Genomic DNA, 26,323 nt, shown 5'->3' with positions numbered 1-26,323 from the left:
CGGTCGTGTTCACGCCTCGCGCGGGTCCCCCGCCGCCTCACGCAATCGGGAGGCGACCCGTCCGGTGTCGATAGGGCCACCGGAGGGGCGGACGAAGAACACGTCGCGAACCTCGGGACCCATGGTGGCGACCCGCGCTCCGACGACGTCGAGGCGCTCCTCGGCCAGCACTCGGCCGAGCCGGAACAGCAGGCCGGGGGCATCCGCACCACGCACCTCGACGCGGGTGAGTGTCGGCCCCCGATCGAACGTGACCTCGACCGGGGTCCGCGCGGGGCGTGCCAGGCCGGTGACCTCCCCATCCGCTCGGTCGAGGAGCGTGGCGACGTCGATCTCACCGGCGACGGCGTGGCGGAGGGTTGCCGGCAGCTCATCGAGGGCGGCCTCGTCGACCGACGACCCGTCGCCAACGAACCAGTCGAGCGCGACGCCGTCGCCGCGGGTGAACGCACGCGCCTCGAGCACGACGAAGCCGTGCGCGAGCAGGGTCCCGGCAACGTCGGCCATGAGGCCACGCCGGTCCTCCGCGACCACGGACACCGCCGTGGTGCCGTCGACCGGGCCGGCACGCAGGTCCACGGCCGGCGGCCCGGCGGCGAGCAACCGCGCGTGTGTGGCGACCTGCTCGGACGGGGCCACGAGCAGGTAGCGGCGCGGAAGGCCCCGGACCAGGTCATCGAGCTGGCCCGGCGTCATCGCCGAGATGCGTGCGCACGTCCTCGAGCCGGGCCTCGGGGCCGACGAGCTGGCGGGTCGCCTCGGGGTCGCCGGTCAGCACCGTACGCACACGCGCGTGCAGGTCGGCGAGCAGCCCGTCCTTCCACGACGACGTCGCCGCGGGACCGGTCGCGCGGGCGTCGGCGAGGGCGAGCAGGTAGAGCGCATCGAGGGTCGGCGCGTCGCCCACGCGATCGGCCACGCGGTCGATCTCGTCCTGATCGTCGAGGTCCCGCGCGGTCGCGGTCTCGGGCAGCAGCAGGTGCAGCCGCACGAGCTTGGCGACCCGGTCCGCGCGGCGCCGGTCGAAGCCCATGCGCAGCAGCCACTCACGCGCGATCTGAGCGCCGACGACGCTGTGGTCGCCGGAGGAGACCTTGCCGACGTCGTGCAGGAACGCACCCAACAGCAGCACGTCCGGGTCGTCGAGGCGTTCCCACACCGACGTGTGCCGCCAGTCCTCGGCGCCGTCCACCAGACGGACGAGCTCCGCCACGGTCCGCCGCAGGTGGGTGTCGACGTCGTAGCGGTGGTACGGGTTGCGCTGCGGTGCACCGCGGATCCGCTGCCAATCGGGCAGATGCGCGCCGAGCAGGCCCATCTCGTCCGCGTCGGCCAACGCCGGCTCCCCCGCCTCACCCCGGCGGAGGACCGCGAGCAGTGCCGCCCGCGCGGCGGCGTTCCACGGCAGCGTGCCGATCCCGGCGAGCTCGCGCCGCCACGCGCTCGCGGTCGCGCGGCCGAGGTTCGTCTCGCGCGCTGCAGCCGCCGCGACGGCGCGCAGGCCGAGCGCCGGATCATCCGCGAGACGCCGCCCGGGCTCGGCCTCGACGATCCCGTCGCGCAGCACGAGCCCGTCCTCGAGCGGCTCGGCGGGCGGCGCCAGGCGCGTGCGCCCGCGGCCGGCGTCGGCAACCAGGCGCGGCCAGGCGCGCGCGTGGAGGTGCGCGATCGACCGGGCGGCCAACCCCGCCCGGCGCAGCAACGCCCCACCATCACCTCCCATGCCGGCGACCTCGGCGACGTCGTCCTGTCGCTCCAGGCGGAGACGATCGGCCTCCGTGCCGGGCCGCACGGAGGGGCCGTGGCCGAGGTGCAGCGCCACTCGAAGGGCCAGCAACTCCCCCGCCGCGGAGGTCAGTGCGCGCTCGTCCGCGGCGCTCAGGTAAGCCGCTCCGATGAGGGCGTCGATGGATGGCTCGCCGAGGAGTCCGGCCGCGGCCCACCGAAGGGCGTGCACATCGCGCAGCCCGCCCACCCCCCGCTTCAGGTCGGGCTCGAGCTCACCGGCGACGCCGTCCGCGCGACGACGAGCCTCCACGGCCTCGAGCTCGGTGACGAGGCGACCGCCGCGGCGGCGCATCCACCGCTGCGCACGACCGGACAGCTCGTCGAGCAGCCCCACCTCCCCGGCGACCAGGCGCCGGTCGACCAGCGCGGTCGCGGTCTCCAGCCGCTCGGTCGCGGCACGGACCGCTTCGCGCGGCGTCCGCACCGCGTAACCCACCTCGAGCCGGGCGTCCCACAGCGGGTAGCAGACCGCGCGAACGAGCTCCTCGAGCCGGGAGTCCTTCCACCCGTCGTGCAGCAGGAGCAGGTCGACGTCCGATGCGGGACACAACTGCCGACGGGCATAGCTGCCCAGCGCGACGACCGCGACACCGCCCGCATCGACCGACGCGAGGCTCCGGGCCACGTGCGCGTCGACGCGGTTGCTCCACGCCTCCGTCCAGGCCCGACCGACGGGGGCGTCGACCGCGCGCACGTCGAGCGGGCCCACCGGTTCGCCGGCAGCGGGGAGAGCGGGGACGGCGTCGGCGATGTCGCGCTCGGGTTCGGCGGGTTGGGAGATCAGCGTCGCTCCGGCCGGGGTCCGGCGGCAGACTACAGCGCGTCGGGCCCGTGTTCCCCAGTGCGGATGCGCACGACCTCGTCGATCGGCATCACGGTGATCTTGCCGTCGCCGATCTTGCCGGTGCGTGCGGCCTTGGTGATCGCATCGATCACGCCGTCGACCTGCGCATCGTCGACCATCACCTCGACACGGCTTTTGGGGACGAAGTCCACCTGGTACTCCGCCCCGCGGTACACCTCGGTGTGCCCCCGCTGTCGCCCGAACCCGCGAGCCTCCGACACCGTGAGACCGGCCACGCCGACCTCCCTGAGCGACTCCTTCACGTCCTCGACCTTGAACGGCTTCACGATCGCCACGATGAGCTTCACGCCGTCTTCCTTTCGACCCGTGAGCGGGCGAGCCTCGCGAGCGCGCCGACGCCGTCTCCGCATCCTGCCGCCTCCAGCATGCGCCCGCGCGGTTTCCGCGCGGTCAGGTCGTCGTTTCGCCCCCGTAACATCCATCCCACGACACAGCCCCGGCGTCGCGCGACTACCCGTGGCCCGTTGCCCATGGCCTAGAGCTCCCCCTCGGAGTCGCCCTCGGCCGCACGCACCGAGAGGACGTAGTCGTCGGCCTCCTCGTCCCAGTCCATCGTGACGATGCCGCGGGTGCGGGCGGCCTTGCAGAACTGGAGAAAGCCGCCGAAGCCGAACTCCTTCTCGCTGAACCCCGGGGATTGCTTGCGCACCTGATCCTTGAGCCCCGACAGCGGGGGCGGGCCGTCGGCCTCCTCGAGCTCGGCCACGACGTCGCGCAGCAGACGGAAGGCCCCCGCCTCATCGGTGGAATCCTCGGGGAACGAGACCTCGGGGTCACCTCGTGCCGGTCCCTCGCTGATCTCGATCACCTTGCGGTCGGCGAGGTGCCGCAGAAGCTCACCGAAGGCGCGGAACCCGTGGTCGGCCTCGTTGAACGTGGGGTCCTTGCGCAGGATGGCGCGCTTGAGGTTCGACGCGAGCACGGCGCCACCGGAGGAGCGCAACAGACCGGAGAGCGTCTGTGTGACCAGCTTCGCGAGGTCGGCGGGCTCCTCCTCGCCGTCCGGCTTGTCGAGATCGGGCTCGTCGAGATCGGGCTCGTCGAGATCGGGCTCGTCGAGCGCCGACTCCTCGACCGCCGAGCCCTCGACGTCCGGCTCCTCGAGCACCGCCTCGGGGCTCGGAGCCGGGCCCACCGGCTCCTCGGCGTCGCCGCTCGAGGCTGCGGGGATCTCGGCCGGCTTGGTAGCGGCCTCCTGGGGGGCCGCAGCCGGCCCGCGGCCCCGACCGCCCCTGCGGCCCCCCCGCCGGCTGCCACGGCTGCGGCGGGCCGGGACGTTCACGCCCTCGAGACGCTCGTAGAACAGGAACTCGTCGCATGCGGGGGGCAACAACTGCGAGGTCGAGGCCTGCAGCCCTACCCCGATCACGCGCTTGTCGAGCTCGCGGAGCTTGTCGACGAGCGGTGTGAAGTCGCTGTCCCCCGTGCAGATGACGAACGTCGTGATGTAGTCGCGCTCGAACGACAACTCGACCGCGTCGACGGCCATCTTGATGTCGGCCGCGTTCTTGCGGACCGCGCCGAGCCGCTGCGGAATCTCGATGAGCTCGACGTGCTGCATGGCGAGCATCCGCCGGTCCTTGTCGAACGAGCTCCAGTCGGCGTAGGCGCGGCGCACGATGACGCGGCCCCGCTCGGCGAGCGCATCCGACAGGGGCTTGAGGTCGAAGGCCATCCCCCCGAGGTCCTCGCGCGCCCCGATGGCGAGGTTCTCGTAGTCCAGAAACAGCGCGATTCGCTCTTCGTCAGCAGGCATGGTCGTCCAGCGTAGCTGATCCGCGTCCGTGCCCGACGCGGGCCTCCGCGACAGGGAGACCGCGACCGATACCCTTCCGGCGAGCGGGGGCGTGGCCCAAACGGCAGAGGCTGGCCGCTTAAAACGGTCGACGTGTGGGTTCGAGTCCCACCGCCCCCACTGCTCCGGTAGGTAATGTCCCGTTCTTAAACCGTCGGGTCCCTATGGTGGCGGACTCTGCCGTGGTTTGGGGCCGCTCTCCGCTCTTGGTGTGACTCCACGGTCGAGGCAACAGTGCTCGGAGCACGGCCTTGGAAGTTCGGACCGTTCCACGCGTCGTCGCCCGAGCCCGTACCCTCGCGGTGAGGCTCGGAGGGGGTGGGTCCCGTTGGAACAGCCTCCGACACAATCGTGACTTCGATCGCTCGCCGGGCCGACGCCGGACGCGCACAATCGTCACCGAATGGACTTCCCCTTGCGGCGGCGCGGATCCGGTGGTCTGTAGCCCGACCTGGTTCTGCGCGCCAAGGGCCGCACAGGGTGGCGCGCTAGAGACGCACTTTGAGGACGCCTGCCCCCGGGGGCGTCCCGGTAGTCGTGCCGTCGGAGGGCGGGGCCCTTCGAGGAGGAGGTGGAGCAGGCGCGGGGCGACCGCGGCGGCGTAGCCGGTTGGGACGCTCGGGAGCGGTCGTGCCAGCAGTTCGACGAACAGCCGCAGGCGCCTCGGCGGAGACGCCGTCGCGCAGCTCGCCGTGGAGCCGCCTGCCAGGGCGCCACGCGGCGGCAGGTACGGTTAGCGGCATGATCGTCTTCGTCGTCCTGCTGTTCGGTGCGGTGATCGGCGCGCTGGCCCGCTTCATCCTCCCCGGCCGTCAGGACCTCTCCGGCAGCGCGACCATCCTCGCTGGGCTCATCGGTGCCGGCACGGTGGGCACTGCGCTCGCAGGTGTCACCGACCGGGGGTTCGACTGGCCGGGCCCGTCGATTCCCGGGTCGGTGCTTGGAGCAGCGGTGGTCGTATCACTGCTCGAATGGGTGAACCGAAGGAGAACCGCGCGCACCGGCAACGTTCCCACCGAGCAGCTGCTCTCCCGAGACGAAGGCGCGCGCCTGGAGTTCAAGAGCAGCGCCCGGCACAACCTCATGACCGGCGACAAGGACGCGCGTGTCGAGTTGGCAATCGCACGCGCCGTGTCCGGATTCGCCAACACCGAGGGGGGCGCTCTGATCATCGGTGTCGATGATGAAGGCCAACCAATCGGGCTCGACGCCGACCTGGAGCATGTGAAAGGTAGGGATCTCGACCGCTACGAGCTGTGGCTGCATGATCTGCTCGAACGCTGTCTCGGCCGGCGTGTGTTGCGCCACGTGGCGCTGACCTTCGACGACATCGGCGGTCAATCGGTCTGCCGGATCGACGTCACGCCTGCGGACGCTCCCGCCTACCTGCGGCCGCACACGGGCGAACGGCGCCCGCAGTTCTACGTCCGGACGGGCAACTCCACACGAGAGCTCGCTGTGGACGACACCGTCGACTACGTCACCCGGCAATGGCCGCAGGGAACGCTCTCACGCGCTGGCGTGGCTGCCCGGAGGCGACTCGCACGTCGATGAGGCCTGTCGCAGAGCCCAAACCGTCCGAAGGAGCCGATTGCGGGGCCGCCGTTGAGCGCATATCGAGTCCCGCGGGGGCGGCGTAGAGCGCTCGGGTCAGCGATGGGCAGTGACCGGAATGTCCGGGAGGCCTTCGAATCCGCTGGGGTCGGCGGTGACGATCGTCCGCGAGGACGCTGCCGCCGTTGCGGCGATGATGAGGTCGTGCGCTCCGCGGGGGCGCCCCGCCCGACGGGTGGCCGCGAGCAAGTTCGAGTGGACCTCCGCGACGCGCAGGTCGTAGGGCAGCACGGGCAGTACGTCGAGGAGGTCGTCCACGAACGCTTGGCGCGCAGCGTGGTGGTCGGAGGTTGCCAGCGCCACCCCTACGAGAGCTGTCCCTTCAGGCCCACTGACCCCTGGTTGCGGTACTGGAACACAGGTGGTCCTCGGCGACGGTGCTGGGCCGGCCACCGGTGCCGTGTGCGTAGACGGATCGGGTGACCGGCGTCCGGCCGAGGAGGAACGGCTCGAGGTCGACGGACCAGCGCTGGCGGGTGCGCCGATCGGACAACGTGACGGCCCCACCAGGGATGGGTTACGAGTCCGGGCGGTTCCAGCGGCAGGGTGTGGGGCATCAGTTGGTCTCTGGGTCGTGATCCCGTCAGTCGGAACGGGCCGAGGACTCGCTGTCGTCCGGGCCCGGTGACGTCTCCAGCTCGTAGCGCAGCTCCGCACCCTTGAAGCCCTCGGCCTCGTGCAGGGCGGTCATGACCGCGGCGAGCGCCTCGTTGGAATCACGCGCCGCCACCCGCACGCGAGTGCGCAGGCACCGACGTCCCTCCTCGTCCTCCCAGGCCTCGACCTCGCCGACGGTGCCGAGCGACCGCAGCGCCGGACCGAGCTGCTCGCGGGTGGTGGTGGCGACCTCCCCCGCCCGAGCCACCACCGAGACCGTGTGGAGCTCCTCGTCGTCGGGATGGGTCGAGGGCTCCGGTGCCGGCTGGCCGGCCCGAGCGGTCGCCTCGTCGACGTCCTCCGCCTTCGGCCCGACGTCGATGGCCACGAGCAGCGTCGACTCGGGCGCCTGCCACGCAACGTGGGTCGTCGCGGTTCGCAGGCCCGAGACCGTCGGGGCCACCGGGACGATCACGAGGTCCCCGGCCTCGGCCGCCGCGCCGATGGCGGTGGCATACCGCCTCGGGTCGTGGTGGACCCGGTCGGACAGCGCCTGCATCTCGGGCGGCAGTGAACCGACGTCCTCGTCGCCGGTGCGCAGCAGGCGCACCGTGCGTCTCGCGTCGGGCCCGAGCCGCTGGGCGAGATCGGCCGCGAGCAGGAGGCCGCCCGCGCCGGTCGGGCCCAGGTGCTCGTTCGAGACGGGCAGGAGGACCCGCTGTGGCTCGCGCTGACCGAGCCGCACGACGGCGGTGGGCGTGCGGGAGCGCCCGACCACGGTGTCGATGAGCTCGCCGAAGACGTTGCGTTGCGTGCTGCGGCCACGCCAGCCCATCAGGACCAGCGTCGCGGCACAATCCCGGGCTGCGTCGAGCACCCCGTCGGCCACCGATTCGTGCACTCCCACGAGCCCTTCGGAGGGCACCCCCAGCTCGGCCCCGGCCGCGTCCGCCGCGGCGATGAGCGCCTCCGCGTCACCGCGAATCTCCGCGCCCGCGTCCGGCGGGACGACCGTGACCGGGACGACGGTGCCGCCCTCGCGATCCACGAGCTGGTCCGCCATGCCCATCAGCCCCGCGACGCTCGCGGGGTTGGTGAGCGGCACGAGCACGACCCGACCCAGCGACATGTCCCTCCTTCGCGCCCGCACCACCCGGGGGCGGGCCGTCCTCCGGCGGCGCCGGCATCGTGGGCCGCAGCGTAGCTCACGCAGGATCGCTCCCCGGTCCCGCACGGCACAACGACCCGATCCGGCTCCTGCAGCGCGCCCGGCCGCCTGCCGGAGGGCCGCGGGATCCGCCGTCCTCGCCGGCGGATCGGCGCCGATCACTCCCGCCAGCCCGGCGAGGCCGTGCCGGCGGAGAGGGCCAGCCGCGCCGGGGGACGGTCCTTGCGGGCCACGACCAGCTCACCGGCGAAGGGTCCGACCCCGGCCTCCGAGAGCCCCCCGACCGGTGCGCCCGCCACGACGGTCGCATCAGCGGCCAGCACCTCCCCCACGAGGCCACGGGCGGTGTCCAGCCCCGTCGGGACGTCGATGGCCACGACGGGTGCAGACTGCCGACGCAACGCGAGCACCACTGCACGGGCCGGCTCCCGCAGCGGCCCGCGCAGACCGCTGCCAACCAGCCCATCTACGACCACGTCGGCGGCGGGCAGCTCGACCTCCCGAGGGGCCTCCCCGGCCTCCCCGGCACCCCCGCCCTCAGCGGCCACCCCGGCACCCCCGGCACCCCCGGCCTCCGCTGGCGCCCGACCCGTGGGCCCGGACTCGCCGTGCCCCACGTCAAGCACCATCGCACTCCCCCCGCGACGCTCCAGCGCAGCCACGGCAGCGCGAGCCACGGCCCCGTTGGCGCCACCGCCCGCCAGCACGAGCGCCCGCGGCTCCGACGCCCCGGTGGCGCGGCTCGCGAGGTGCACCGCGACATCGGCCACCGCCTCGGCCACCTCGTCCACGGGGGTGTCCGGGCCGTCGCGGGACACCGGCCTCGCGGGCAGCTCGTCCCACGTGACCTCCGGCAGCCCCGTCAGGCGCTTGCGGTCGGGGGCACGCGACGCTTCGGCCAGCCAGGGCAGCACCTCGCGATCCGCCCCGAACGACCGCGGGTCGGCGCCGGCCCGCCATCCCGGCTCGAGCGCGTCGAGCAGCCCGACCGTCACGAGGGCGGTCGCGCCCCACAGCACGTGTCCACCGTCGAGCTGCCAGGCCCAGCTGCGACCGGAGGCCGACAGCCGCACCACGCGCCACCGCTCGGGATCCAGGAGCTGAGCCACCGGCACCTCGAGGATCTCCGCGACCTCCTCCTGCTCGGGAGCAAGGGGGTGCGGCGCGTCCCACCGGGCAACGATCGTCTGCAGCCAGAACCTCGACGGCGGGATGTAGAACGCGTCCGTCGCGCCGAGCGGGGTGACCGTGCCGGGATCGAGGCCGATCTCCTCCCGTGCCTCGCGCAGGGCGGCGCTGCCCACGCTCTCGCCCGGCTCCACCCGCCCACCGGGGAAGCTGATCTGCCCGGGATGGGTGCGCAGATCCTCCCGGCGCTTCGTGTAGATCACACCCATGCGGTCCCGGGACCGGGGCGCGAGGAGCGCGAGCGTCGCTCCCACCCTCGCGGATCCTGCCTGCTCGCGGGCGTTCGCCTCCCCGAGCGCCTCCCGGAGCCGCTCCCAGCGGGCCGTCTGCGGGTCACCGCCGCCGGTCATCGGCTCAGCCGGACTAGCTGCCCGGCATCACGATGGCCGAGGCGACGAGCGCGACGGCGAACAGCACGACCACGAAGATCACGACACCGCGTTGCTGCCGGGGGTTCATCATCGTTGCGTCTCCTCCTCCAGCGCCTGTTCGAGGCTGGCGACCTTGTCGGCGCCACTCTGGTCGCGGTCGCCGCGCACGTCGAACTTGCACGTGAACGATACGCGCGGGGCGGACTCCAGCACGGCCTCGCGTGCCGCGGCCAGCGCGTCCATGCAATCGTCCCAGGTGCCCTCCACGAGCGTGCCCGACGCGTCAGTCTCGCACCGCAACCCGGTCGCCCGCACCGCGGCCACCGCGCGTGCGACCTCCCGGGACACGCTGGGTGAGCCCGTTCCGATCGGCGTCACCGAGAACCAGACCAGCATGCCGTGCCCTCCTCTCGACGTCCGCGCGTCCGGTCGTGGGCATGCCCGGCCCGCCGGCGGGGTACGCGCAGGGCATGGCTCGAGACACACGGATCTCCGACGTGATGACGACCGACGTGCTCACCCTGCGGCCCGAGATGCCGCTCGAGGACGCGTTCGGGCTCCTCGCCGAGCAGGGTGTGTCCGGGGCGCCGGTCGTCGATACGGAACTGCGGCTCCTCGGCCTCCTCGACGACAGCAACCTGCTCACCAGCCACGCGCGCCTGCACGCCCCGACGACGATCGAGCTCCTCGGAGCGTACATTCCGCTGCCGGGCGAGGTCTCGCGCTACACCGAGGAGTTGCGTCGCGTCCTCGCCCAGACCGTGGGCGAGGCCATGACCGAGGACCCGCCCTCGCTCACGCCCGAGGACACCGTCGAGGACGCGGCGACGATGCTCGTCCGCCACGACCTCTCGCGCGTGCCGATCGTCGAGGGGGAGACGCTGGTGGGGCTCGTGAGCCGAGGGGACCTCGTCATCGCGCTGGGTCGCGCCGGGGAGGACACCGCCCTCTAGCACGCAGGGTCCTGTCTGCGCGGGGATCGGCTCACGTCCGCACATCACCCCGACCAGGTGGCCCGAACCCGAGCAGTTGCGCACAGCCCCCGTCGAGCAGGTCGGCCTCGCTGACCAGGGCCGCGGCGAAGCCGAGCCGCTCGAGCGCACGCTCGAGGATCACCGCCCCGGCCAGGAGCACGTCCTCGCGACCGGCAGCGACCGGACCCCGTTCCGCGCCCGGGGCCGCCCCCCATGCCGCGATCCGGGCCGTCGGCGTGACCGCGAGCGTCTCGGCGAGTTCGGTGACGGCCTCGGCGGGCAGGGTGGTCCCGTGGATCGCGTGCGCGTCGTATCGATCCAGACCCAGGTGCAGCGCGGCGAGGGTCGTGGCGGTGCCCGCGACCGCGACGATCGACCGCGCGTGCTCACGGACGCCCGGCGCGGCCGCGTCCAGCCGATGGAGCGCGCGGGCCAGCGCCTCGTCCGCGATCCCGCGGGCTCGCTCGACCGCCTCGGCCGTGGGGGGGTCACCCGGCAAGGCGAGCTCGGTGAGACGCACGCACCCCAGGTTCTCGCTCACCAGTGCCTCGGGAACGTCGTGACCCGCGATCAGCTCGGTCGATCCCCCACCGATGTCGAGCACCAGCGCCGGCCGGGCAGCCTGTGCCCCCTGCACCGCGCCCGCGAACGCGATGGAGGCCTCCTCCTCACCTGCCAGCACGTCCGGGTGCACGCCCGTGGCGTCGTGGACCGCCGCGACGAACCGGTCCCGATCGGCCGCGTCCCGCACCGCGCTCGTGGCCACCACCCGCACGGGATCCGCGCCGTGGGCCCGCGCGGTCGCGACGTACCCGGCGACCGCCTCGACCGTGCGCTCGAGCGCGCCGTCGGCGAGGTGCCCGGAGGCGTCCACGCCCTCGCCGAGGCGGGTGACGATCATCTCTCGGGCGATCGGCCGCAACCGGTCACCGTCTCGGGCGGCCACCAGCAGCCGCACCGAGTTCGTGCCGCAGTCGACGAGCGCGACGGGTCCGGCGCGGTCCCCGGCGTCGGGCGAGGCGGTGCTCACTCCCGCCACCCGCCGCCGTCGACCCGGTGGCACGGGCCGGGGCAAGCGAGCGGCTCGATCTGCTCGCCGACCCACGCACCCACGGGGTTGGCGCCGGTGGCCAGGTAATGGGCGTAGAGGCTGTGCAGGCACTTCACCCGATCGGGCATGCCGCCGGCGCTCGGGTTACCCGGAACCTCGGGACCGAGACGGTCCCGCAGCGCCACGTACCGCTCGTGCGCGTCCGCGTGCCCCGTCGCCAGGACCTCGTCGTGGCCGAGCCGGTCGGCGAGCTCCGTCATGACACCAGCCGCCTCCAGGCGTCCGCAGGCACGGTTCGCGAGGGGGCAGGCGAGCCAGAAGGTTGTGGGGAAAGGCGTGCCGTCGTCGAGCGCCGGGTCGACGCGCAGGACCGCGGGCAGGCCCCAGGCGCAACGCACCGCGGTGGCCGGCCGACCCCGCGCGGGGCGGCCGATCAACCGGTCGGCGAGCGCACGCTCGGTGCGGTCCAGCGGCCGCCGGGAGAGCATCGCCTCGTCCGACGCATCCGGGGAGGGCCGGAGCGCGTCGTCGGCCGGGGAGGCGCCGGAACCGTCCGAGCGGGTGGAGACCATGGCCGCCAGCCTCTCCCCAGGATGGCCGACCCGCAACTCCAGGGCGGTCCGCTCCCCGTCCACGCAGGGCTCGGCCAGAAGGGTCGGGGCGCCGTTGCTCAGTCCAGGTGCGGGGGGAGGCTCGGATCCGCGAGCCTCGCGGCGACGGCGGTGAGCATGCCGGGCAGGGTGCGTCCGAGGCTGAGTGACGGCGGGTCGGAAGGGTCGAACCAGCCGACGTCGTCGGTCTCGACCCCGTCGGCGCGAGGGACGGCCGAGGGGTCACGTGGCTCACATCGCACGAGCAGCTTCCAGACGCGGAACGGGTGTGGTGCCAGATCGGGATGGCCGGCGCGGTCGAAGACCCCCAGCAACCCGACCGGATCGACCGAGAGGCCCGCTTCCTCGCCGACCTCGCGCGCGGCGGAGCGCCCCGGCGAATCCATCGGGTCGGCCCATCCCCCCGGCAGCGTCCACCCGCCGTCGCTCACCTCGCGGACGAGCAGGACGCGCGACCCCCTGGCCACGACCCCGCGCACGTCGATCTTCGGGGTCGCGTACCCGTCATCCAGCGCCAGGCGAGCCTCCACGCGCTCGGCGTCGGCGTCCCCGCCCTCGGCGAGGATCTCGGCCGCGATGCGGCGGACGTCCGCGTAGCGCTCCAGGTCGAAGCCCGACGCGAAGTAGCGCCCGTTCTGCGCGATGGCGGCGAGCTCCCGCCCCCATGCCAGCCAGCGTGGTTCGGTCATCGCCGTTCCATCGGCACGTGCGGGATGCCGTCCTCCTCGTAGGTCTCGCCCGTGCGCACGAAGCCGAAGCGCCCGTACCACTCGGCGAGGTGGGACTGCGCCCCGAGACGCACCGGCGGCGTGCAGCAACGCTCGAGCACGTGCTCCACCAGCCGTGTCGCCAGGCCTTCGCCGCGCGCCGACGGAGCGGTCACCACCCGCCCGACCCGGCTGCCGCCCCCGGCCTCGTCGAGCACGCGAAGATAGGCGACCGGTTCGCCGTCACGCTCGATCCAGCAGTGCACGGCGGTGGGCTCGAGGTCCCGGCCGTCCAGTTCCGGGTAGGCCGCGCCCTGCTCCACCACGAACACGTCGACGCGCAGCCGCAAGAGCCGGTAGAGCGTCCCGGGGGCCAGCGCAACGAGCGGCTCGGCCCTGACCGGCTGACCGTCACCGGACAGCTGGCTCACTCCCCGGCCAGATGCTCGCCGAGCCACCGGCCCGCGCGCCGCCACCAGGGCGCGTCCTCCTCGTCCTCGTCGGACTCCCCGGCGGGCTCGGCGTCCTCGGCCTCGTCCCGCGCGTCGTCCCGCACGTCGGGATCGGGAACGACCACCACCGGGTCCTCGCCCGGGCGGACGAGGCCGAGCTCCCCGCGCGCCAAGAGCTCGAGCTCATCGGGGTCCTTCAGACGCCGTTCGCGCTCCTCGAGCTCGTCGGCCTCCTCCCGGAGCTCGTCGCGCTCGGCCTCGAGCTCGTCGACCCGCTGGGCGGCTTCGCTGAACACCTGCACCGGCCCGATCGCGACGACCGCGATCGCGACGACGAGGCCGACGAACAACAGCACGAACGGCCGGTCGCCCTTGAACAGCTGGTCACGCAGGCGCGACGCGCCGCGGCGGCTCCCCGCGGGCACGTCCCGTGTGCCCCCGCCGCGTGCGCGCTGCCCACGAGCCATGGGTCACACGCCTCCCCGGCCGGCGCGGGGGAAGGCGTCGGGCCCGGCGTACCGTGCCGCATCGCCGAGCTGCTCCTCGATGCGCAGGAGCTGGTTGTACTTGGCGACCCGGTCGCTCCTCGCCGGCGCACCCGACTTGATCTGACCCGCGTTCGTCGCGACGGCGAGGTCGGCGATCGTCGTGTCCTCGGTCTCGCCGGACCGGTGGCTCACCATGCACGTCCACCCGGCGCGGTGCGCGGCCTGCATCGTGTCGAGCGTCTCGGTGAGGGTCCCGATCTGGTTGACCTTGACCAGAAGGCTGTTCGCGCTCCGCTCGGCGATCCCGCGGCGGACACGGTTGATGTTGGTCACGAACAGATCGTCACCCACCAGCTGCACACGATCGCCCAGCTCGGTGGTCAACAGCTTCCAACCCTCCCAGTCCTCCTCGTCGAGGCCGTCCTCGATCGACACGATCGGGTACCGGCTGCACAGGTCGGACCAGAGCGAGGTCAACTCCGCGCTGGTGAGCGTGCGCCCCTCGCCGGCGAGCGCGTACTGGCTGTCCCCCGCCTCGTCCCGGCTGTGGAACTCGCTCGCCGCCGGGTCCAGCGCCAGGGCCACGTCGCGTCCGGGCGCGTAGCCGGCCTGCTCGATCGCCTCGACGATGAGGTCGAGCGCCGCCGTGTTGGAGTCGAGGTCGGGGGCGAAGCCTCCCTCGTCACCGAGCCCGGTGGACAGCCCGCGCCCACCGAGGACCTTCTTGAGCGCATGGTAGACCTCCGCGCCCCAGCGCACGGCCTCGGCGAAGGAGGCCGCGCCCACGGGCGCCACCATGAACTCCTGGAAGTCGACGTTCGAGTCGGCGTGGCTGCCACCGTTCAGGATGTTCATCATCGGGACCGGGAGCACGTGCGCGTTCGGCCCCCCGAGGTACTGGTACAGGGGCAGTTCGCGGGACTGCGCGGCGGCCCGGGCGACCGCGAGGCTCGCGCCGAGCAGCGCGTTCGCGCCGAGTCGGCTCTTCTCGTCGGTGCCGTCGAGATCGAGCAGGACCCGGTCGATCAGGCGCTGGTCGGTCGCGTCCATCCCCGACAGGGCGGTCGCGATCCCCTCGTCGACGTGATCGACCGCGCGCGTCACGCCCTTGCCCCCGTACCGGGACTCGCCGTCCCGCAGCTCGACGGCCTCGAACTCCCCCGTCGAGGCGCCGCTCGGCACGGCGGCCCGCCCGGCGGACCCGTCGGTGAGCAGACAGTCCACCTCGATGGTCGGGTTCCCCCGGGAATCGAGGAGCTCCCGGGCGAGCAGGGTCTCGATCTCCACAGGCCGAGCCTTTCCGTCGCGTCGGATCGGGGTTGTACGCGGCAGGCAGCGCGGGCCCCGTCGGGCCGTGCGGCTGGTCGCATGCTATCGCTGCAACAGCGCGAGACCGCGCCGGCTCCGCGGTCCACGGGCCCAGGGCGACGCGCCCGCGACCGCATCCCGGGCAGCGGGTGCTCAGTACAGGAACATCGGCTTCCCGCCGACGTGGCGAACCTTCGGGCGGTACTCCTCGGCGTCGTAGAGCGCGTCGACGTCCACGCGCTTGGCCCCCTCGTGCGTCACCGAGATCGGCACGTTCGTGTAGGTGCCGCTGCGCAGCGCCATCATGCGCCCGCGGGATCCCTCGACGGCGAGGTCGGCCGCCATGACCGCGTAGTTCGTCGCGACCATGAGGTCTAGGGAGTCCGGCGACCCGGAGCGCATGAGGTAGCCGAGCTGCTGGCTGACGATGCCCTCGCCGGTCCGCTCCTTGAGCGCCTCCCCGACGATCTCGCCGATGCCCCCGAGCTTGCGGTGCCCGTAGGCGTCCTCCTCGCCGCGCAGCAGGATCTCGCCACCCTGGTGACGCGCGCCCTCGCTCACCGTGACCATCGTGTAGTTCGAGGGGTTCCTCGCCTTGTCGGCGACCACCATCTTCGCGAGCTTGTCCACATCGAAGGGGACCTCGCTGATGAGCGCCCGGTCCACGCCGGCGAGGTACGCGCTGATCAGGCTCGTCTCCCCGGAGTAGCGGCCGAAGAGCTCGACCACGGCGATGCGCTCGTGGCTGCCGGTCGAGGTGCGCAGCTGATGGATGAACTGCACGCTGCGGGTGATCGCCGTCGAGAACCCGATGCAGTAGTCGGTGCCGTGAACGTCGTTGTCCATCGTCTTCGGGATCGCGACGACGGGAACGCCCTCCTCGTGCAGCCGCAGCGCGTACGAGAGCGTGTCGTCGCCCCCGATGGGGATGAGCGCGTCGATCCCGAGGCGCTCGAGGTTGCGCAGCACGTGCGGGGTGAAGTCGTGCGGCTCCTGCGGGCCGCGCTGGTCGCGCAGGTGCCCGGGAACGTCCTTGTCGCGCACGCGACTGGGGTTCGTGCGGCTGGTGTGCAACATGGTCCCGCCGGTCCGGTCGATCGTGCGCACCACACCCGGGTCCAGCGGCAGGATGCAGTCGGCGACGGAACGCTCGTCGTCAGGGTCGCACTCCAGCAGGCCTCCCCAGCCTCGGCGGATACCCACGACGTCGTGGCCATCGTCGACCACCCGGTTCACCACCGCTTTGATGCACGGGTTGAGGCCAGGCACGTCCCCACCCCCGGTCAGGACGCCGATGCGCATAGGTCACCTTCCTCGGCTCGCTGTCCCTGTCGACGCTAGCCGAGGAGGCGACCACACGCGAGCGGGGCGGGGCTCCACCGCGAGCGGGGCGCCCAAGCGGAGCCCGGCGCGACTACACGAAGATGACGATGAGCAGAACGATGATCACGAGCGTGCCGAGTCCGATGTACATGGTCGGGCCTCCTGTCGAGAATCCGTTGTGGTCGCGCGTGCTCACGCACGAGTTGTGCACGAGTCCACGGATTCCCGACGGCGGCGGTTGCACACCGGCCACGCCCGGACGGACAGCCACGAAAGGACCAAGTGTGAGGCCGCTGCCGCACGGTCGGATGCCGTCGACGCGGCGAATCAACCCGCCCCGTGCGGCCGCTTCGCGGACTCCCAGCGCGCCAGCCACTGGTCGGGGGTCAACGCCTCGAGCGGCTCCTCGCTGGATTCAACCACCCGCTCGAAGCGCGCACGGAACCGTTCCGCGCTCCCGCGCAGGGCCGCCTCGGGGTCGACGCCATACCAGCGTGCGAGCCCGGCGACCGCCGCCAGGAGGTCGCCGATCTCCTTCGCCCGCTCCCCGTCGTCGGGGGCATCGACGACCTCGGCGAGCTCCGCGCGGACGTCGTCGAGCGGGCCCGACTCGTCGGACCAATCGAATCCGAGGCGCGCCGCCCGCGTTTGATACTTGGTGATGAGTTGGAGCGCGGGCAGCGCGGTCGGCACGCCGTCGAACGAGCCCGTGCGCTCGGGTTTCTCGTCCGCCTTGAGCTCCTCCCAGCGCGTGCGCACCTGCTCGGGGGTCGAGGCGTCCCCGTCGGCGAAGACGTGCGGATGACGCCGCACGAGCTTCTCCCGGATCGTCTCGGCGACGGCGTCGAGGTCGAACGAGTCCCGTTCGGCGGCGACCTGCGCGTGGAACACGACTTGCAGCAGGACGTCGCCGAGCTCCTCGCGGATCGCGTCGGGGTTCCCGGAGCCGATGGCTTCGAGCAGCTCGTAGGTCTCCTCGATCGCGTGGGGGCCGAGGCTGACGTGATCCTGCTCGCGGTCCCAGGGGCATCCGTCCGGCGCACGCAGGTTCGCCATCACGCGGGCCAGCCCGGCCACCGCCGCGCCCCGGGGCTCGGCAGCGCGGTGCACGTCGGGATCCCACCCCCGGGCCTCGGCCGCGCGGGCGAGCTCGGCGACGTGGTCCGACGGCTCGCCGGGGGCCCGGAGCCACACCACCGGTGCCGAGGACGGCCGATCGTCCTCGGGGGAATCCGGGATCGCAGCAGTCGGCGACGGCGACCCGACCACGGCGCCCGCACGATCCAGCACCGCCGCGGTCCAAGCCGCACTGCCGTCGGCCTCGGGGACGAGGATCTGCGGCGGGCGCTCGTCCGCGTCGAACTCGGCCATGAGGGGGTGGGAGGCGATGCTCGTGAGCACGAGCTCGCTGCGCCCGAGGGCCACGGCGGTGCGAGCCGGCACCCAGCCGGGCAGGTGCTCGCTCGTGTCGACGAGGACCAGCCGGCTCACGAGCCGGATACCCCCTCGTCGTCGGCGTCGTTCGCGGCCTCGGGCGTCTCGTCCGTGTCGTCAGCGCGCTGCTCCAGGGGCCCGGGCCGGTCCAGGGCGCCGGCAGGGTCGACCTCGAGCATCTCGGTGTTCCAGGCACCGAAGCGCGGGTTCACCTCGATCTCGGTGTCGGCCGCCACCCCCTGGATCCACGCCGTGAACTCCTGCTGGCCGACCTCCTGGCGCACCTGGTCCTCCGCCAGCTCGTCGTCGGGGTCCTCGAGGCGTTCGATGACGTGCCAGCCGAACTCGCTCTCGACGGGGTCGGAGACCTCCCCCACCTCGAGCTCGTGCAGCGCGTCCTCGAACTCCGGCACGAGCTCCCCCGGCGCGATCGTGCCGAGCTCGCCGCCCTGCTGCGCGCTCCCCTCGTCGATCGAGACGTCCATCGCGACGTCCTCGAAGTCCTCGTCGTCGAGCCGATCGATCGCGTCCTCGGCCTCCTCCTCGGACTCGACCAGGATGTGGCGGGCACCTCGGAGATCCTCCAGGCCCTCGGAGAGCTCCTCGTCGTCGACCAGCTCCTCGAGCACGGCCTCCTGCAGCGCGAACAACCGCAGGTCCTCGTCCTCGATGCCGGCCTGCTCGAGGCCCTCGGGACCGCCGAACTGCGCCTCTAGCTGCTCGCGTTCCTCGGCGAGGTCCTCCTCGGTGGGCTCCACGCCCAACTCGCCCGCCCCGATCTCGAACAACTCCACCACGATGAGCTGGGTGAGTGCCTGCGCCTCCGACGCGCGCGCCGCCTGCGGATCGAGATCGGCCTCGGTCTGGGCGACCTGATCGCCCTGCTCGTCGGCCGTCTCGCTGACCTCGTCGAGGGCGATCGTCCGCTCCCCGACCTGGGCGGCCATCGTGGGGTCGCCCGTTCCCGTGACCTCGGCGCACGCCGCGAGAGCGAACGCCAGCACGACGAGCACGGCAGTTGGGCGCGCGGGCAAGAATCTCGGCACGGCGGACCTCACGGTTCGGCGGGTTCGGGCTCTCGGTCGAGTGTGCTGATGGGGGCGCCCCGGAACGAACGACCGCGGGCACCCGTCATGCCCAAGTCTAATACCGGGAACCGCCGACGACCCGCTTCAGCTCGCCGGCGACCCACCCGACGAGCCCGGACTCTTGCGGCAGGTCGCGCGACGGGGGGATCGGCAGCTCGATCGCCTGCTGCTCGGTGTTGTGCACGGCGGCCGGGTGGTGCCGGCGGAGCGTGACCTCCTGGCGCTCGGTGAGCTGCACCGGCGCGATACGCACGGTGCCTCGCGGGGTCGTGGTGATGTCGGTGATCCCGTAGCGACGCGCAGCCGCCCGCAGCGCCGCCACCGTGAGCAGACGGCGAGCCGGCGGCGGGGGCTCGCCGTAGCGGTCGGTCAGCTCGGTCGTGACCTCCTTGACGCCCCGTGCGTCGCGGACCGCGGCCACCTTCCGGTACGCCTCGAGCCGCAGCGCCTCGTCCGGGACGTAGGCGTGCGGGAGGTGGGCGTCGACCGGTAGATCGACGGTGATCTCGGGTTCGCTCGCGGCCTGCCCCCACCCGGGCATCGCCGTCGCCTCGCCCTCACTGGTGAGGTCCGCGACGGCCTCCGCCATCAGCTGGCTGTACGCCTCGAAGCCGACGCTCGCGACCTGCCCGGACTGATCGGCCCCCAGGACGCTGCCCGCTCCGCGGATCTCGAGGTCCTTGAGCGCGATCGACAGCCCCGAGGACATGCCCGTGTAGGTCGCGACGGTCTCAAGGCGCTTGTACGCCTCCTCGGTCATCACCTGGTCGGCGGGGTGGAACAGGTAGGCGTACCCCCGCTGGCTCGAGCGTCCGACCCGACCGCGCAGCTGGTAGAGCTGCGCCAGCCCGAGCAGGTCGCTGCGCTCGATGATCAGCGTGTTCGCGTTCGGCACGTCGAGGCCCGACTCGATGATCGTCGTGGAGACGAGCACGTCGAACTCGCGCTTCCAGAAGCGCAGCATGATGCGCTCGAGCGTCGCCTCGTCCATCTGCCCGTGCGCGATCTCGACACGCGCGCCGGGGGCCAGGCGCCGGACCTGCTCGGCGGCCGCGTCGATGGTGTTCACCTGGTTGTGCACCCAGAACACCTGGCCGTCGCGCAGCAGCTCGCGACGCACGGCGAGGGCGGCGAGCGACTCGTCCCACTCCCCCACGTGGGTCACGATCGGCTGGCGCTCCTCGGGCGGGGTCTCGATCGTGGAGAGGTCGCGGATCCCGGTGATCGCCATCTCCATCGTCCGCGGGATGGGCGTGGCGGTCATCGTCAGCACGTCGACGCTGGTGCGCAGCGCCTTGAGCTTCTCCTTGTGGGTGACGCCGAAGCGCTGTTCCTCGTCGACGACCAGCAGGCCGAGGTCCTTGAACCGGACGTCCTCGCCGAGCAGACGGTGGGTGCCGATGACGATGTCGACGGTCCCGGCCGCGACGCCGTCGAGGATGCGTTTCGCCTCGGCGGCGCTCGCGAACCGGGACAGGACCGCGATCTCGACGGGGAAGCCGGCGAACCGCTCGGCGAACGTCTCCCCGTGCTGTTGCGCCAGCAGGGTCGTCGGCACGAGCAGCGCGGCCTGCTTCCCGTCGAACACGGCCTTCGCGGCAGCGCGTACCGCCACCTCGGTCTTGCCGAACCCGACGTCGCCGCAGAGGAGGCGGTCCATCGGCACCGGGGCCTGCATGTCCTCCTTGACCGCGTCGATCGCGGCCTGCTGGTCGGGCGTCTCGACGTAGGGGAAGGCGTCCTCGAGCTCCCGCTGCCACGTGCTGTCGACGCTGAACGCGGTGCCCTCGGCGTGCATCCGCGCCTTGTAGAGCCGGATCAGCTCGGCCGCGATGTCGCGGACCGCCTTGCGGACCTTGCCCTTCGCGCGCTCCCACTCGGCCCCGCCCATGCGCATGACGCGGGGCTCCTCACCACCGACGTAGCGCGCGATCGCGTCGACGTTGTCGCTCGGCACGTAGAGGCGGTCGCCCCCTGCGTACTCGAGGACGACGTAGTCCCGGGTAACGGTGCTCGACCCACCCCCGACGTCGCGCGTGGGTCCCCGCAGCTCGCGGGTCACGATGCCGACGTAGCGGCCGACCCCGTGGCTGGCGTGCACCACCGGATCGCCGGGCGCGAGATCGAGCACGGTCTCGCTGGCGGCCTTGCGGCTCGGCAGGCGCCGGTGCGCGCGGCTGCGGCGCGGACCGAACAGGTCCCACTCGCCGAGGAGGGCGAGGTCGAGCTCGGGAGCGTGGAAGCCCTCGGGCAAAGGCGACTCGACGATGACGACCCCGCTGTCGTGGGGGTCGGTGAGCCGCTCGGCCGTGCGCGCCGCGATGCCCGACTCGCGCAGCACCTCGCCGAGGCGCAGCGCCGCGCCGTGGCCCGGCGCGGTGAGGACCACGAGCTCACCCTCGGACGCCAGCGACCGCGCGCGGCGAGCGACCCCGTCCATGTCGCCGCGGAAGGAGGCCCACGGCTCGCCGGGGACGTCCTCGGTGCCAAACGGATCGACGGTCCACACCGGCCCGCGCGCTCGGGCCTGCACCCGTGGCCACTCCCCGAAGCCGGTGAGGCCGGCCCCGTTCGCGGCCTGCGCACCGTTGCCGCCCGCCTGCCCGCCGTGGCCGCCCACCTGCCCGCCGTGGCCGCCCACCTGCCCGCCGTGGCCGCCGGCCTGCTCGATCGCGCCGTCGGCCCGCACGCCGTTGTCCTCACTCCGCTCGGTCGTGCCCGTGGCATCGCGCAGGGCAGCGAGCGTGTCCGCGGCCTCCTCCCGGTCGTCGGCCTCACCGGCCGCTCCACCCCAGCCGGCGACCAGGAGCTCGGCAGCCTGCGCGCGCAGCTCCTCGGCCCGACTGGTCACCCGCACCGGGTCGAGAACGGCCATCCCCGACTGGTCGGGGAAGAAGTCGGGCAACCACGCGGGCGTGGGGTGGATGGCGGTGACCAGCGCCTCCATCCCCTCGAAGGCGATGCCGTCCGCGAGCTGGAGCAGCTGATCGCTGAGGGCGGGCACCTGCTTCGCGACCAACCGGGCGGTCGCGGCGGTCTCGTCGTCCAGCACGAGCTCGCGGGCGGCGTCGATCGCGACGTGCTCGAGCTGCTCCACGGTGCGTTGATCGGCGGCATTGAACGTACGCAGCTCGTCGACCTCGTCGCCGAAGAACTCGATGCGCACCGGGTCGTCCGCCGCCGATGGGAAGACGTCGACGATGCCGCCGCGCACCGCGAACTCCCCTCGGGACTCGACGAGCGGCACCCGGGTGTACCCCAGCGCCGCGAGGCGCTCCACCAGCGTGTCGAGGCCGAACTCGCTCGCCGGCGTCAGGTGAACGGGCTCGCGCTCGGCCAAGCGCGGGTCCATCGGCTGCAGGGCCGCACGGACGGGCGCGACCACCACGGTCAGGGCGTCGTCGCCGGCCCGCAGACGATCGAGGACCCGCAGGCGCCGCCCGACCGTCTCGGCGTGCGGGGACAGCCGCTCGTGCGGCAGGGTCTCCCAGGCGGGGAAGTGCGCGACACCGTCCTCGCCGAGGAACGCGCTGAGGCTCTGGGCGAGCTGCTCCGCGTCGCGCTCGGTCGGGACGATGGTCAGCAGCGGCGCGGGACCGGCGGGGTGTTCCGGTGGCGGGGGGCCGGTCGCGAGCAGCGCACAGGTGAGGGCGCGCGTCGCCGGCCCCGCATGCACCGGGCCGGTGTCGAGGGGGGCGGTGAGGCGTTCGCGCGCACGGTCGAGGAGGGCCGCGAGGGGCGCGTCGGTCGTTTGGAGTCGCACCCCCGTAGAGTGCCCATCGGCGGTCGCTGCGGCAACGCGTCGTGCCACCGGTTCCACGGGCAGGGGGACGGAGGCTCCCCGTTGCCTGCGCGCTCCGGGGGCTCGCGGCGCGCACTGGCTCGGCCCGGCTGCCACCGGAGGTGTGGACGAGTTCGCAGGTCGCACCTGCGGATCCCTCCACACCCGCCGTATCTGGAGGCCGCACTCACCCGCGGTGTGGACCGAAGCGGCAGCCGGAACCCACGATCTCGTCCACGCCTCGGATCGCCTGTCGGAGCTGTGGACCGCTTCGCCACCCTCTACTGCCGCGGCTGTCCACACCTCCGCAGCGACGACCTCTCACGCGAGCAGCTACGCGAGTTCGTCACCGAGCGGCAGCTCGCGCTCACCGCGCAACTCGAGTCCTGGCAGGACCTCGTCGAGTTCGCCACCCCCCATCTCCAGGGACTCGAGCCGGTGATCGTGCGGCACACGCTCCGACGGCTCGAGGCCGAGCTGGCCTGGCACGAGGAGCTGCTCGCGTTCCTCGACGAGTCAGTAGCTGAGTAGCCCAGCGATCGGGCGCGGCCGTCGACCTCGCCCACAGCGCAGGACGACGCGAGGCACTTGGGGTGGCGGGGCCGACGGAGTCGAGCCTCAGCGCGTGCGCTCCTGGAACATCCACGCCCCCGCGAGCGCGGCACCCGCCAGGCAACAGGCCACCACGGCGCCCCACCCGACGGCATAGGAGCCCGTGGCGTCGACGGTGGATCCGAACCCGAGCGGGCCGAGCATGAAGCCGGCGTAGAGCCCCAGGCTCACGATCCCCGAGGCGCGGCCCGTCGAGCCCTCGGGGGACCGCTTGATGACGAGCATCATGATCACGGCGTTGACGGCGATCGCGGATCCGCCGAAGAGGATCAAGCCCAGCCACAACATGACCGGCGTGCCCTGCTCGGCGGTGAGGATGAGGCCCACGCCGAGCGCCGCCACGATCGCGAACGCGAGCAGCATCCGCGCGGGCCGTGCCGAGCGCTCGACGGCTCGGGACCACACGATCCTCGCGGCGATCCCGGTCACCGCGAGCACCCCTGTCGAGAACCCCGCGACCGTCGGGCCGAGCCCCACCTGTTCGTGCGCGTACAACGGGGTGTAGACAAGCACCGCCTGGACCGTGAGGCCGAGCACGAGGATGTACCCGGTCAGCCACCAGACCCCGGGGTCGAGGGCCTCCCGGTGCCCGCGCGGGCGCGGCGGACCCCGTAGCGATCCGGGCGGGATCACCCGCCAGACCGCGACCGCGCCCAGCGCGGCGAGCACGACGCCGACCCAGAGCGAGCCGCGCCAACCGACCCACACCGCGAGCGGGGGGAGCGTCAGCGCCACCAGCGTCTGGACCATCTGCACGCCCGACTGCTTGACCCCCGTCGGCACACCTCGTCGGCCGGGAGGCGACAGCTCGGCGACGAGCTGGTTGGTCACCGGGATCGACACGGCCTGGCTCAGCCCGCCCAACAGCGCGCCCACCCACAGCCACGGCAAAGACCGCGCACCCATCATGGCGGTGACCGCGAGCGCACCCGCGAGGAACACCGCCAGCAGCACCCGGCGACCACCCGCGCGCGTCGCCCGGGCGCCCACGAGGAAGCTCACCGCGCCGGCGACCGCGAACGTCAACGTGGGCAGCGTCCCCAGTTCCGCCCGCGTGAGGCCGAGCTCGGGCACGACGCGCGGAGCCAGCACGCTGATGGCGTTGACCGCGAACGGGCCGATCCCCATCGAGAGTGCGAGCGTGGCCGTGAAGGCCACCTGCCGGCCCTGCGTCGCCTGGCTCACCCCGCGTGATGACGGTTCTGGGCGGCTTCCAGCCCCGAGGCGACCAGGTCGAGGACCGCATCACCGCCGCGCTCGCGGGCGAGCTCCGCGTCGTCCTGCTCGTGTGCCCCGAATCGCTTGAGCACGTAGTCGCGGGCCGGCTGGCGACCCTGCGGACGTCCGATCCCCACGCGCACGCGCAGGAAGTCCGGACTGCCGGTGCGTTGCGCGATGTCCTTGAGACCGTTGTGCCCGGCGGTGCCGCCGCCCCGCTTCAGCCGGATCCGCCCGAGCTCGAGGTCGAGGTCGTCGTGCACCACGACGAGCCGTTCATGGTCGACCTTGTAGAACTGCGCGAGGGCCTCGGCGGGACCTCCCGACTTGTTCATGTAGCCGTGGGGCACGGCGAGCACGAGTGCCGGACCCCCGGGCTCGTTCCGCGTCTCGGCGACGTTGGCCCGGGCCTTGTGTGCCTTCAGCGAAACGCCGAGGCGTTCGGCCAACCTCCGCACGACGTCCGAGCCGACGTTGTGGCGGGTACCGCCGTACTCGTTGTCGGGGTTGCCGAGCCCGAGAACGAGCCAGCGCTCGCCGTCCGCCACGTCGTCGCGCCGTCCGCGTAGGCGGTCGAGGATTCCCACCGTCGGCTAGGCGTTCTCCTCGTCGCCGGCCTCGCCCTCGTCGCCGGAGTCCTCGACTCCCTCGTCCTCCTCGGCGGCTTCGGCGATCTCCTCCTCGGTGAGGCCCTCCTCGCCCGGCTCGGGCACGTCGAGCTCGGCGTAGGAGATCGTTACCACGGGGCTCTCGGGGTCCTCCGTCACGTCGACGCCCTCGGGCACCGGCACGTCGGCGACGCGCAGCGTGTCCCCCACGCCGAGCTCGGAGACGTCGACGACGAACTCGTCGGGCATCTCCAGCGGGAGCACCTCGACCGGCAGCGAGTAGAGCGGCTGCTCGAGCACGCCGCCCTCGTCGGTGCCGGGAGCCTCGCCCTCGACCCGGATGGGGATGTCGGCCGAGACCTTCACGCCCCTGGTCACCGCGACGAAGTCCACGTGCTGGTAGTGCCGCTTCACGGGGTGCCGCTGGATCTCACGGGCGAGGGTGAGCTGCTGCTCCCCCTCCCACTCCAGACGCAGGATCGCGTTCTCGCCGGCGGCAGTGTTGAGGGCGTGATAGAGCTCGTTCGAGTCGACCGACAGCGGCGTGGCGTCCATCTCGCGGCCGTAGGCGATCGCGGGCACCCGGCCGTCGCGCCGCAGCGCGCGGGCCTCTGAGCTACCACTGCCGGCGCGGGGGCGGGCGGCGAGCGGGACCTGCTTCGACATCGGAGAGCGCTCCTGTTCGCGGTTGCATCGGGTGAGGCGGACTCGACTCAGCCTCGGGCGGCGTCAGCGCGGACCTCGGCCGCGGGTGGCGGCCGGCATCGACCCATGAAGGCATCGACCATGAAGGCCCGGCTCGCGGCACGACGGTACGGTGCGCCTCGCGCGCAGCCCGAGTCTACGGCCCAGCCACAGCGGCCGCCACCGCCTCCCGACCCGCAGGAGCTATGGCAGCTCCAGGTCCTGGCCGGCCTGCAGGTCCCCGGGCTCCTCGAGCTCGTTCAACTCGGCGATCGCGTCGGCGCAGTCGGGGTCGCCGTACACGTCCTCGGCGATCGCCTGGAGGATGTCGCCGGCCTCGACGGTGTAGGTCCCGTCGTCCGCGCCCGAGCACGGCCCCTCGTCCCCGCCGTCCCCTTCGACGACCTCCGCGGGCTCCTCCTGCTCGACCTCGCCCTCGGGCAGGTCCTCGGTGGGATCGTCGAGCAGTCCGCCGTCCTCCTCGAACTCGACGGCCCCCCCGAGTTGCTCGAGGGCCGCCGGGGCGGCGACCGCGACGAGAATGCCGAGGGCGAGCAGCGCGCCGACCCACTTGAGTGGTTCAGGTACCCGCATGGCG

Annotated in this window: 25 protein-coding genes and 1 tRNA gene; 4 read left to right on the top strand and 22 right to left on the bottom strand. The window is 72.9% G+C overall.

Going from position 1 to position 26,323, the window contains the following annotated elements; genetic code table 11:
- Nucleotides 1–9: 9 nt before the first annotated feature.
- The 4 genes from ER308_RS17170 to ER308_RS17155 all read right to left on the bottom strand — a co-directional run bounded on the left by ER308_RS17170 (nucleotide 10) and on the right by ER308_RS17155 (nucleotide 4,409).
- Nucleotides 10–696: an ACT domain-containing protein gene (locus ER308_RS17170; protein WP_131156122.1), complete on the bottom strand. Its 687-nt coding sequence runs from the start codon at nucleotides 694–696 to the stop codon at nucleotides 10–12.
- On the bottom strand, nucleotides 674–2,497 hold the full coding sequence (locus ER308_RS17165) for a [protein-PII] uridylyltransferase family protein (protein ID WP_131156121.1): 1,824 nt from the start codon (nucleotides 2,495–2,497) through the stop codon (nucleotides 674–676). The genes ER308_RS17170 and ER308_RS17165 overlap by 23 nt, the downstream gene beginning before the upstream one ends.
- A gap of 104 nt (nucleotides 2,498–2,601) precedes the next feature.
- On the bottom strand, nucleotides 2,602–2,940 hold the full coding sequence (locus ER308_RS17160) for a P-II family nitrogen regulator (RefSeq protein WP_131156120.1): 339 nt from the start codon (nucleotides 2,938–2,940) through the stop codon (nucleotides 2,602–2,604).
- Nucleotides 2,941–3,128: 188 nt separating this feature from the next.
- On the bottom strand, nucleotides 3,129–4,409 hold the full coding sequence (locus tag ER308_RS17155; RefSeq protein WP_131156119.1) for a PIN domain-containing protein: 1,281 nt from the start codon (nucleotides 4,407–4,409) through the stop codon (nucleotides 3,129–3,131).
- Nucleotides 4,410–4,494: 85 nt separating this feature from the next.
- Between ER308_RS17155 and ER308_RS17150 the strand changes: the two genes are divergently transcribed.
- Together ER308_RS17150 and ER308_RS17145 are read left to right on the top strand one after the other, a co-directional pair.
- Nucleotides 4,495–4,568: transfer RNA gene (locus ER308_RS17150), tRNA-Leu, on the top strand.
- A gap of 621 nt (nucleotides 4,569–5,189) precedes the next feature.
- Complete coding sequence (locus tag ER308_RS17145; protein WP_131156118.1) at nucleotides 5,190–6,002, top strand: ATP-binding protein; 813 nt, start codon at nucleotides 5,190–5,192, stop codon at nucleotides 6,000–6,002.
- Nucleotides 6,003–6,098: 96 nt separating this feature from the next.
- Here the strand turns inward: ER308_RS17145 and ER308_RS17140 are convergent, their stop codons facing one another.
- From ER308_RS17140 to ER308_RS17125, 4 genes are all read right to left on the bottom strand, one after another.
- Complete coding sequence (locus ER308_RS17140; RefSeq protein ID WP_131156117.1) at nucleotides 6,099–6,365, bottom strand: PIN domain-containing protein; 267 nt, start codon at nucleotides 6,363–6,365, stop codon at nucleotides 6,099–6,101.
- A 280-nt stretch (nucleotides 6,366–6,645) separates the two neighbouring features.
- Nucleotides 6,646–7,788 (bottom strand): universal stress protein, encoded by a 1,143-nt coding sequence (locus tag ER308_RS17135; RefSeq protein ID WP_131156116.1) that lies wholly within the window; start codon nucleotides 7,786–7,788, stop codon nucleotides 6,646–6,648.
- Nucleotides 7,789–7,985: 197 nt separating this feature from the next.
- Complete coding sequence (locus ER308_RS17130; RefSeq protein WP_131156115.1) at nucleotides 7,986–9,365, bottom strand: NAD(P)H-hydrate epimerase; 1,380 nt, start codon at nucleotides 9,363–9,365, stop codon at nucleotides 7,986–7,988.
- Nucleotides 9,366–9,473: 108 nt separating this feature from the next.
- The gene (locus ER308_RS17125) at nucleotides 9,474–9,782 is read right to left on the bottom strand and encodes an MTH1187 family thiamine-binding protein (RefSeq protein ID WP_131156114.1); all 309 of its coding nucleotides are present in this window, start codon (nucleotides 9,780–9,782) and stop codon (nucleotides 9,474–9,476) included.
- Nucleotides 9,783–9,856: 74 nt separating this feature from the next.
- On the opposite strand from ER308_RS17125, the gene ER308_RS17120 reads away from it, so the two are divergent.
- A complete protein-coding gene (locus tag ER308_RS17120) occupies nucleotides 9,857–10,339 on the top strand; it encodes a CBS domain-containing protein (RefSeq protein ID WP_165492199.1) in 483 nt (160 codons plus the stop codon).
- 31 nt (nucleotides 10,340–10,370) lie between these two features.
- On the opposite strand, the gene ER308_RS17115 is transcribed toward ER308_RS17120, so the two are convergent.
- From ER308_RS17115 to mfd, 10 genes are all read right to left on the bottom strand, one after another.
- Nucleotides 10,371–11,390, bottom strand: a complete 1,020-nt coding sequence (locus ER308_RS17115; RefSeq protein WP_205745694.1) for a Ppx/GppA phosphatase family protein — start codon at nucleotides 11,388–11,390, stop codon at nucleotides 10,371–10,373.
- Nucleotides 11,387–11,983: a DUF501 domain-containing protein gene (locus ER308_RS17110; RefSeq protein ID WP_131156112.1), complete on the bottom strand. Its 597-nt coding sequence runs from the start codon at nucleotides 11,981–11,983 to the stop codon at nucleotides 11,387–11,389. Before ER308_RS17110 ends, ER308_RS17115 begins: the two co-directional genes overlap by 4 nt.
- A 98-nt stretch (nucleotides 11,984–12,081) precedes the next feature.
- Nucleotides 12,082–12,711 (bottom strand): NUDIX hydrolase, encoded by a 630-nt coding sequence (locus tag ER308_RS17105; RefSeq protein WP_131156111.1) that lies wholly within the window; start codon nucleotides 12,709–12,711, stop codon nucleotides 12,082–12,084.
- Nucleotides 12,708–13,160, bottom strand: a complete 453-nt coding sequence (locus ER308_RS17100) for a GNAT family N-acetyltransferase (protein WP_205745693.1) — start codon at nucleotides 13,158–13,160, stop codon at nucleotides 12,708–12,710. The genes ER308_RS17105 and ER308_RS17100 overlap by 4 nt, the downstream gene beginning before the upstream one ends.
- Nucleotides 13,157–13,648, bottom strand: a complete 492-nt coding sequence (locus ER308_RS17095) for a septum formation initiator family protein (protein ID WP_131156110.1) — start codon at nucleotides 13,646–13,648, stop codon at nucleotides 13,157–13,159. The genes ER308_RS17100 and ER308_RS17095 overlap by 4 nt, the downstream gene beginning before the upstream one ends.
- A 3-nt stretch (nucleotides 13,649–13,651) precedes the next feature.
- Nucleotides 13,652–14,956 carry a phosphopyruvate hydratase gene (eno, locus tag ER308_RS17090; RefSeq protein ID WP_131156109.1) on the bottom strand — a complete coding sequence of 435 codons (1,305 nt, stop codon included), beginning with the start codon at nucleotides 14,954–14,956 and terminating at the stop codon, nucleotides 13,652–13,654.
- Nucleotides 14,957–15,130: 174 nt separating this feature from the next.
- Nucleotides 15,131–16,279 (bottom strand): 6-phosphofructokinase, encoded by a 1,149-nt coding sequence (locus ER308_RS17085; protein ID WP_131156108.1) that lies wholly within the window; start codon nucleotides 16,277–16,279, stop codon nucleotides 15,131–15,133.
- A 348-nt stretch (nucleotides 16,280–16,627) separates the two neighbouring features.
- Entirely contained in the window at nucleotides 16,628–17,791 is a 1,164-nt protein-coding gene (gene mazG / locus ER308_RS17080; protein ID WP_131156107.1) for a nucleoside triphosphate pyrophosphohydrolase, read from the bottom strand.
- Nucleotides 17,788–18,780 (bottom strand): peptidylprolyl isomerase, encoded by a 993-nt coding sequence (locus ER308_RS17075; RefSeq protein ID WP_131156106.1) that lies wholly within the window; start codon nucleotides 18,778–18,780, stop codon nucleotides 17,788–17,790. Before ER308_RS17075 ends, mazG begins: the two co-directional genes overlap by 4 nt.
- 97 nt (nucleotides 18,781–18,877) lie before the next feature.
- Nucleotides 18,878–22,585, bottom strand: coding sequence for a transcription-repair coupling factor (gene mfd / locus ER308_RS21790; protein ID WP_165492198.1), 3,708 nt, complete (start codon nucleotides 22,583–22,585; stop codon nucleotides 18,878–18,880).
- A 279-nt stretch (nucleotides 22,586–22,864) separates the two neighbouring features.
- On the opposite strand from mfd, the gene ER308_RS17065 reads away from it, so the two are divergent.
- Nucleotides 22,865–23,134 (top strand): hypothetical protein, encoded by a 270-nt coding sequence (locus tag ER308_RS17065; RefSeq protein WP_131156105.1) that lies wholly within the window; start codon nucleotides 22,865–22,867, stop codon nucleotides 23,132–23,134.
- A gap of 87 nt (nucleotides 23,135–23,221) precedes the next feature.
- Here the strand turns inward: ER308_RS17065 and ER308_RS17060 are convergent, their stop codons facing one another.
- The 4 genes from ER308_RS17060 to ER308_RS17045 form a co-directional block, all read right to left on the bottom strand.
- Nucleotides 23,222–24,400, bottom strand: a complete 1,179-nt coding sequence (locus tag ER308_RS17060) for an MFS transporter (protein ID WP_131156104.1) — start codon at nucleotides 24,398–24,400, stop codon at nucleotides 23,222–23,224.
- Nucleotides 24,397–25,020, bottom strand: coding sequence for an aminoacyl-tRNA hydrolase (pth, locus tag ER308_RS17055; RefSeq protein WP_205745692.1), 624 nt, complete (start codon nucleotides 25,018–25,020; stop codon nucleotides 24,397–24,399). Before pth ends, ER308_RS17060 begins: the two co-directional genes overlap by 4 nt.
- 6 nt (nucleotides 25,021–25,026) lie before the next feature.
- The gene (locus ER308_RS17050) at nucleotides 25,027–25,707 is read right to left on the bottom strand and encodes a 50S ribosomal protein L25 (protein ID WP_131156103.1); all 681 of its coding nucleotides are present in this window, start codon (nucleotides 25,705–25,707) and stop codon (nucleotides 25,027–25,029) included.
- 222 nt (nucleotides 25,708–25,929) lie between these two features.
- Entirely contained in the window at nucleotides 25,930–26,319 is a 390-nt protein-coding gene (locus ER308_RS17045) for a LysM peptidoglycan-binding domain-containing protein (RefSeq protein WP_131156102.1), read from the bottom strand.
- Nucleotides 26,320–26,323 lie beyond the last annotated feature (4 nt).

It is taken from the genome of Egibacter rhizosphaerae, assembly GCF_004322855.1.
GTDB classification, from domain to species: Bacteria; Actinomycetota; Nitriliruptoria; order Euzebyales; family Egibacteraceae; genus Egibacter; species Egibacter rhizosphaerae.
The sequence above is the reverse complement of the archived record's forward strand: the minus strand, read 5'-3'. Positions and strand labels throughout refer to the sequence as shown.

Excerpts from the sequence above, each read along its gene's own strand:
- ER308_RS17155 (WP_131156119.1), bottom strand. The coding sequence starts at position 4,409 with ATGCCTGCTGACGAAGAGCGAATCGCGCTGTTTCTGGACTACGAGAAC.
- ER308_RS17135 (WP_131156116.1), bottom strand. The coding sequence starts at position 7,788 with ATGTCGCTGGGTCGGGTCGTGCTCGTGCCGCTCACCAACCCCGCGAGC.
- ER308_RS17085 (WP_131156108.1), bottom strand. The coding sequence starts at position 16,279 with ATGCGCATCGGCGTCCTGACCGGGGGTGGGGACGTGCCTGGCCTCAAC.
- ER308_RS17110 (WP_131156112.1), bottom strand. The coding sequence starts at position 11,983 with ATGGTCTCCACCCGCTCGGACGGTTCCGGCGCCTCCCCGGCCGACGAC.
- ER308_RS17050 (WP_131156103.1), bottom strand. The coding sequence starts at position 25,707 with ATGTCGAAGCAGGTCCCGCTCGCCGCCCGCCCCCGCGCCGGCAGTGGT.
- ER308_RS17105 (WP_131156111.1), bottom strand. The coding sequence starts at position 12,711 with ATGACCGAACCACGCTGGCTGGCATGGGGGCGGGAGCTCGCCGCCATC.
- ER308_RS17095 (WP_131156110.1), bottom strand. The coding sequence starts at position 13,648 with ATGGCTCGTGGGCAGCGCGCACGCGGCGGGGGCACACGGGACGTGCCC.
- ER308_RS17170 (WP_131156122.1), bottom strand. The coding sequence starts at position 696 with ATGACGCCGGGCCAGCTCGATGACCTGGTCCGGGGCCTTCCGCGCCGC.
- ER308_RS17125 (WP_131156114.1), bottom strand. The coding sequence starts at position 9,782 with ATGCTGGTCTGGTTCTCGGTGACGCCGATCGGAACGGGCTCACCCAGC.
- ER308_RS17145 (WP_131156118.1), top strand. The coding sequence starts at position 5,190 with ATGATCGTCTTCGTCGTCCTGCTGTTCGGTGCGGTGATCGGCGCGCTG.
- ER308_RS17045 (WP_131156102.1), bottom strand. The coding sequence starts at position 26,319 with ATGCGGGTACCTGAACCACTCAAGTGGGTCGGCGCGCTGCTCGCCCTC.
- ER308_RS17120 (WP_165492199.1), top strand. The coding sequence starts at position 9,857 with ATGGCTCGAGACACACGGATCTCCGACGTGATGACGACCGACGTGCTC.
- ER308_RS17130 (WP_131156115.1), bottom strand. The coding sequence starts at position 9,365 with ATGACCGGCGGCGGTGACCCGCAGACGGCCCGCTGGGAGCGGCTCCGG.